The organism is Nafulsella turpanensis ZLM-10, assembly GCF_000346615.1.
GTDB lineage: Bacteria > Bacteroidota > Bacteroidia > Cytophagales > Cyclobacteriaceae > Nafulsella > Nafulsella turpanensis.
In genome coordinates this window covers 199,645-206,325 of sequence record NZ_ANNU01000002.1, presented here as the reverse complement: position 1 = coordinate 206,325, position 6,681 = coordinate 199,645, and the positions used below count along the sequence as shown (strand labels likewise).

Sequence of the window (6,681 nt, the reverse complement as noted above, 5' to 3'; positions counted from 1 at the left end):
TCCTCCTCATATAGCAAATTAGCCCATTTTCATTTTATTTCGCCTCCTTAGCTCAGCTGGTAGAGCAACTGACTTGTAATCAGTAGGTCGCTGGTTCGATCCCGGCAGGGGGCTCACGTAAATCTTCAAGAAAATTATTAATAGTTTCGCCTCCTTAGCTCAGCTGGTAGAGCAACTGACTTGTAATCAGTAGGTCGCTGGTTCGATCCCGGCAGGGGGCTCATAACCTCATCAGAAGAATCTGGTGAGGTTTTTTTTATGTCAGACCTAAATGGTAGGTGGAATAGGCCGGAGGAATAGATATCTCACGTCCCAAACCTATTTTATCGAACCCTTCCATTCATAGTTGAGGAGGGTATTAAATAACATGAAGGAATTATTGGTGTAGGTTTGTCAGTAATATCTCTTCACCTGCTTGTGTTAAATGAATAGCCTCTGAGGAGGTTGCTTTCCTGTTTTAGGAGTGGGTAAGTGTTAGTGGAAAATAAAGGGACATGCCCCCCGGTATTCTTTATTCATCCTTTGTTCTTCTTTCCCTGAAGTGGCTGTTGAGGTGGCTGTATAGCTGGTTATAATTCGACTGGTTAAAACGGGAGCTTACCATTAGCTGCTTTCCTCTTTTGAGCCGCATGATAATGGTATAGAATACCCCAAGTCTTAAATAGTAAGTTCTCTGTACTTTCCAACTTTCCAGTTCGGTTGGAAGGTTAATCCTTTTGGTGCTTAACGGATATTTTAAAACAGCATCTTCCCCTTTCAGGTTTATTTCCGTTCTTCCTTTAAAGATGAAGAGGAGGATAAAGAGGAGAAAAAGTAAAAAAACACTGGCGAGGACCAATAGAAGAGTATCGTTCATAAAGAGGAAATTTGAAAAATGAATAGTTTAATAGAAAAGCAAAAATAAAGTGTTGTGGTTTTGAAATCCTCAAAAAGTTGAGAGGCTGCCAGTGAGGAGAAGGATGAGAGTACCTTCTTTTATCGGCCTAATGGGGAAGGTAAAAAAGAATGGCCTGCGTAACAATGCTCGGGGCTGTAAATTATCTTTTCTAACTTTGGATAGTTAGCAGTCAAAATGAATTGGGCATACAGCGGGATTCCATAAATCATTATGCCTGCTCTTCCGCAAAACTGTACATTCTCTTTCTGCAACATGTAATGTATTGACTATAAAAGTCTTTGATAAGATGAGTTCATTGCGCAGTAAAGGTTATAAAGATACTATTTTCTAATTCTTGCCTTTCTGTTGTTTCTGGTATATCCTTTTAATCCAGCCGAATGTTTTTTGCTTTGGCCGTTTCCTTAAAGTTATTGATAATTTCCTGTACGTGATAATCGATGTTTGTTTAGCGGGATCCCTTAATAAGTACGGGGGTAAATTCAGAAATATCCCTTAGTACCGGAAGCAGGCTCCCTTTATGTAGGGTTACTGCTTCCGTTGACTTAATGCGAATTTGTTGTCCCGGAGCCTCTTCTTTATGATTGTAATTGTAAGGAAATATAAATTTAGATAATAGCTCCTTATAATAGGACCGTGAGCAGGTTTTTACCAACTACGAAAGCCAGTGCCTGTATTTGTTAGTGGTTGAGTTGTCTGGAATAAAAAAAAGCCTTTGCAATTCACTGAATTACAAAGGCTTGCTTTTACTTGTAGCGAGGACGGGAGTTGAACCCGTGACCTCAGGGTTATGAATCCTGCGCTCTAACCAACTGAGCTACCTCGCCGGCAATTTGATTAATTCCCTCATTTGGGACTGCAAACATACAACCCTGCTGGTATTATACCAAAAAAGTTCCTGAAAAAAATTTGTTGCGCTCTATATCTTTTATCCCTATATTCAGCGGAAAGTATTCTACACGTATGAGCAAAATTAAATTCGAGAATGAGTACGAGATGCGTGCATCCCAGAAAATTCTTTATCCCTATCTCAATACAGCATCCGGCCTTGCTCAATGGTTTGCAGATGATGTAACAATTGACGAAGATAAAATCTTTCATTTTTTCTGGGACGAGGAGGAGCAGAAAGCCCGCCTGGCCAGTAAGCGGCGTGAGCAGTTTGTGCGTTTCGAGTATCTTCCATCGCCGGATAACGGGCAGGAAGGAGCAGAGGAAGATTCAGATCAGTCGTATTTTGAGTTTACCCTGGAGAAAAGTGAAATAACGCAGTCCGTTTTTTTGCGGGTGGTGGATTATTCAGACATAGATGATGAAGACGAACTCCATGATATATGGGAAGGAATGATCAGTAATCTGCGGGAAATGGTCGGGGGATAGCGTGGATTTTTTTTACCTTCTCTAAAATTTTCTTGCTTACTTTGTGGTTCTGAATAGAAGAGGTAGGTAATTAATGTATGAAGAAACTCGATAAGTTTATTATTGGCTCATTTCTGGGGCCCTTTTTTCTCACGTTTCTGGTAGTAGTGTTTATATTGCTGATGCAATATCTGCTTAAGTACTTTGAGGAGATTGTTGGTAAAGGACTTGAAGCCCATGTTTACGCCGAGCTTCTTTTTTACTTTGCCATTCACGTTACTTCCCTTGCTTTGCCGCTGGCCGTGCTGCTTTCTTCCCTAATGACTTATGGAAACCTGGGAGAGCATTTCGAATTGACAGCTATAAAAAGCGCTGGCATCTCCCTTACCAGGACGCTCGTGCCAATTGGTGTTTTTACCATCTTTCTTACTGTTTTCGCCTTTTTTAATAATAACAATATCGTACCTGAAGCCAATTTGCGGGCTTACAGCCTTTTATACGATATCCGGCAGACAAAGCCTTCGCTCTCCCTACAGGAAGGTTCCTTCTATAACGGCATTCCTAACTACAGCATAAAGGTCAATGAGAAGTATGATGACGGCTCCCTCGGTAGCCTTATTATCTATGACCACCGGAAGGGTCAGGGCAATACGGATGTTATCCTGGCAGACTCCGGCCGAATGGAAATGTTTAACAATGAGCAGTACCTGATGATGGAGTTGTTCAACGGGCAACTCTATTCAGAAGATGAGAAGGGAAGAACTGTTGCCACAAAAGAACCAGCCAACTTTATCCGGAATAAGTTCGATCGAATGAAGCTGGTTTTTAGTCTGGAGTCCTTTAATATGGTAGAGACAAAGAAGGAATATTTCGCCAGCAACAGGGTAATGAAGAATGTCAGTGAATTATCGCACGATATCGATTCTATGCGCAATGAGATAGTAGATGTAAAGTATACTATTTTTGAGCATGCTGCCAGCTACAATCCTTTTGTGAATCGTGCAAAGGTAGAGGTTCCGGCAGTTATTGAAGAGCGATATATCGAGCTGGATTCATTAGCAAAAGCAGAAGCGGCGGCAGTGGCAGCTCGCGATACTACCTCAAAGCAACCAGCTCCTTCCTCAGGTGGGCTCAGCGAACGCCCTCTGTACAATGAAGAGCAGCGCCAAAAGCTTCTGGAAGAAGGGGGTGTGCGGTCGCTCCGGGCAGTACGAGACCAGGCGAAGAACCGCACCATTTATGAACCTTCTCTGGCAGATACCGCCCTTCTGGCAAAGGTAGAGCAGAAGTATAGCAGTCCCGGCCAAAAGGAGGAGCTTTATAAATCGGCACTGGGGCAGGCCCGCTATATGAAGAATAATTACGATGTGTATGCCAGTCGGGCCAAAGAATTGCGTGATAGCATTTATAAGTGGCAGATTGAAATACACAAGAAGTGGGCCCATGCCGTGGCCTGTTTTATTATGTTTATGATTGGCGCCCCCTTGGGTTCAATTATTAAAAGAGGTGGTCTTGGTATACCCGTTATTATCTCCATTGCGTTTTTCGTAATTTATTATGTTTTTACCAGTTTTGGGGAAAAGTGGGCACGCGAGGGAATTGTGAGTCCGGCACTGGGGATGTGGGCGGCCAATATCGTCCTTTTTCCCTTCGGCTTTTTATTCTTATGGCAGGCCCGTAACGATGCACGCCTCTTCGAATCTGACTTCTATCTTGTACTAATTTCAAAAATCAGGAGCAGGCTGGGGGAAAGAATCAGAAAACCCCAGGTTGTAAGAAGATCTTCCAGCTAATGCCTTTTTATCCTGCCTTATATTTACTGCGAATTGTTTGTAAATAATGGCGTTATAGGCTAAATTTGTAATTCAGTTTAATTAAATCGATAATTTCGACTAAGCATGTATTTAACAAAAGAGAAAAAAACAGAACTGTTTGAAAATCATGGCCGGTTGAAGCAAAAGGAGGATACAGGTTCCGCTGAATCCCAAATTTCGCTCTTTACCTTCCGCATTAACCATCTTACCAACCACCTTAAGCAGCACAAAAAAGACTATTCTACCCGTCTGGGCCTGCTCAAGCTTGTTGGTAAAAGAAGAAGGCTGCTTGACTATCTTCACAAAAGAGATATTGAAAGGTACAGAGCAATTCTTGCCGAGCTGAATCTTAGAAAATAATATTTACATACTATCAAAAGAGGGGGTTTGCATAAAATTCCCTCTTTTATTTGTTTAAACCCATCACCATTTTTAAGTCAGGTTTAAACTATCGCTTTTTATACTTAATCATTAGCTTTATTTTATATGCTACCTAATGTAATTACAAAGTCTGTTCGTTTAGAGGATGGGCGTGAAATAACCATCGAGACCGGTAAGCTTGCCAAACAGGCCGACGGTGCCGCAGTTGTGCGTATGGGGGATACTATGCTGCTGGCCACAGTAGTATCGACCAAAGAAGCCAGAGAAGGTGTTGATTTCCTGCCAATGTCTGTTGATTACCAGGAAAAATTTGCTTCGGCAGGTCGTATCCCCGGCGGTTTCCTGAAACGTGAAGGAAGGCTTTCTGACCATGAGATCCTTATCAGCCGCCTTGTAGACCGCGCCCTCCGCCCTTTATTTCCCGACGATTACCACGCGGAAACACAGGTAATGATTTCCCTGATTTCGGCCGATCAGGAGGCGCTTCCAGATGCCCTTGCGGCCCTCGCAGCCTCTGCTGCATTAGCGGTTTCCGATATCCCTTTTGGTGGTCCTATCTCCGAAGTTCGCGTTGCGAAAGTAGAAGGAGAATATGTGATCAATCCAACCAAAAATCAGAAAGACCAGGCAACCCTGGAAATGATTGTTGCTGGTACAGAAGATAACATCATGATGGTGGAAGGAGAGATGCATGAATGCTCTGAGGAGGAAATGCTGGAAGCCATTCAGGTTGCTCATAAGGCTATTAAAGAACAATGCCGTGTACAGGTAGAGTTGATGGAAGCAGCCGGTAAAACTGAAAAGCGTACTTACAACCACGAAGAAAATGACGAAGAGCTGCGTAAGGAGTTGTTCGATAAATTATACGATCAGGTTTATGCAGTCGTGGCAGAAGCTTCTCCTAATAAGGCTGTTAGGGGCGAGAAAGTGAAGGAAATCAGAGATTCTTACATCGAGAGCCTGGGTGAAGAAACCGAGGTAAACATTGAGCTCGTTAAAAAGTATTTTAAAGAAATTCACAAAAAAGCATCCCGCGAATTTACCCTTTCAGCAGGCAAGAGGGTAGATGGCCGTAAGTATAACGAGGTGCGTCCTATCTGGTCGGAAGTAGACTATCTGCCTTCCGCCCATGGTTCGGCAGTATTTACCCGTGGAGAAACGCAGTCTTTAACTACTGTTACGCTTGGTACAAAGCTCGATGAGCAGATGATTGATTCTGCCATGCTGGTGGGGTCCAACAAGTTTCTGCTCCATTATAACTTCCCTGCTTTCTCTACTGGCGAAGCACGTCCCAATCGCGGACCGGGTCGTCGTGAGGTAGGGCATGGTAATCTAGCTCTTCGCGCGCTAAAAAATGTATTGCCTAACGAGGAGGAGAATCCTTATACCATTCGTGTAGTATCAGATATTCTGGAATCGAACGGTTCATCTTCCATGGCTACGGTTTGTGCAGGTACACTCGCCCTGATGGATGCAGGTATTAAAATTTCCGCACCGGTTTCCGGTATTGCCATGGGCATGATTTCTGATAACGAATCAGGCCGTTACGCTATTTTGTCCGATATATTGGGCGATGAAGATCACCTGGGCGATATGGACTTTAAAGTGACCGGCACCGAGAAGGGAATTACTGCCTGCCAGATGGACATCAAAATTGATGGACTTTCTTTCGATGTATTGCGTGAGGCGCTGATGCAGGCCAATGAAGGCAGGCTGCACATCCTAAATGAGATGAAGAAGACACTTGCTGCTCCGCGCGAGGAGTTCAAGCCAACAGCTCCACGCTTCGTACATATCCAGATTCCGAAGGATATGATTGGTGCCGTAATCGGACCAGGTGGTAAAGTAGTGCAGGAAATCCAGAAAGATACCGGTGCTACCATAGTTATCGAAGAAAAAGATAACTATGGCGTGGTAAATATCTTTGCCTCTGCTAAGGAAGCAACGGATGCTGCCAGCCAGCGTATCAGAAATATAGTGGCTCTTCCTGAAGTAGGTACCATATATGAAGGAAAAGTTAAGTCTATCATGCCGTTTGGTGCCTTTGTAGAGTTTATGCCAGGCAAAGATGGTTTGCTGCACATTTCCGAAATTAAATGGGAGCGCATCGAAAACATGGAAGGTATACTGGAAGAAGGCGAGGAAATTTCTGTGAAACTGATCGATGTTGATAAAAAGACCGGTAAATATCGTTTATCCAGAAAAGTGCTGCTGCCAAAGCCAGAGAAAAAATAA

5 protein-coding genes and 3 tRNA genes are annotated in these 6,681 nt (G+C 43.3%); 6 read left to right on the top strand and 2 right to left on the bottom strand.

The genetic code is table 11. The features are described from left to right. Positions 1-41 precede the first annotated feature (41 nt). A tRNA-Thr gene (locus F752_RS0101155) sits at positions 42-114 on the top strand. A 34-nt stretch (positions 115-148) separates the two neighbouring features. Then, positions 149-221, top strand: a tRNA-Thr gene (locus F752_RS0101150). A gap of 290 nt (positions 222-511) precedes the next feature. Here the strand turns inward: F752_RS0101150 and F752_RS0101145 are convergent. Together F752_RS0101145 and F752_RS0101135 are read right to left on the bottom strand one after the other, a co-directional pair. Beyond that, positions 512-856, bottom strand: coding sequence for a hypothetical protein (locus tag F752_RS0101145; RefSeq protein WP_017729883.1), 345 nt, complete (start codon positions 854-856; stop codon positions 512-514). Between the two features lie 792 nt (positions 857-1,648). Next, positions 1,649-1,722: transfer RNA gene (locus F752_RS0101135), tRNA-Met, on the bottom strand. A gap of 136 nt (positions 1,723-1,858) precedes the next feature. Between F752_RS0101135 and F752_RS0101130 the strand changes: the two genes are divergently transcribed. From F752_RS0101130 to pnp, 4 genes are all read left to right on the top strand, one after another. Next, the gene (locus F752_RS0101130) at positions 1,859-2,272 is read left to right on the top strand and encodes an START-like domain-containing protein (protein WP_017729881.1); all 414 of its coding nucleotides are present in this window, start codon (positions 1,859-1,861) and stop codon (positions 2,270-2,272) included. Between the two features lie 77 nt (positions 2,273-2,349). Next, positions 2,350-4,044, top strand: coding sequence for an LptF/LptG family permease (locus F752_RS0101125; RefSeq protein WP_017729880.1), 1,695 nt, complete (start codon positions 2,350-2,352; stop codon positions 4,042-4,044). A 105-nt stretch (positions 4,045-4,149) separates the two neighbouring features. Then, positions 4,150-4,425, top strand: coding sequence for a 30S ribosomal protein S15 (gene rpsO, locus F752_RS0101120; protein ID WP_017729879.1), 276 nt, complete (start codon positions 4,150-4,152; stop codon positions 4,423-4,425). A gap of 126 nt (positions 4,426-4,551) precedes the next feature. Next, entirely contained in the window at positions 4,552-6,681 is a 2,130-nt protein-coding gene (pnp, locus tag F752_RS0101115) for a polyribonucleotide nucleotidyltransferase (RefSeq protein WP_017729878.1), read from the top strand.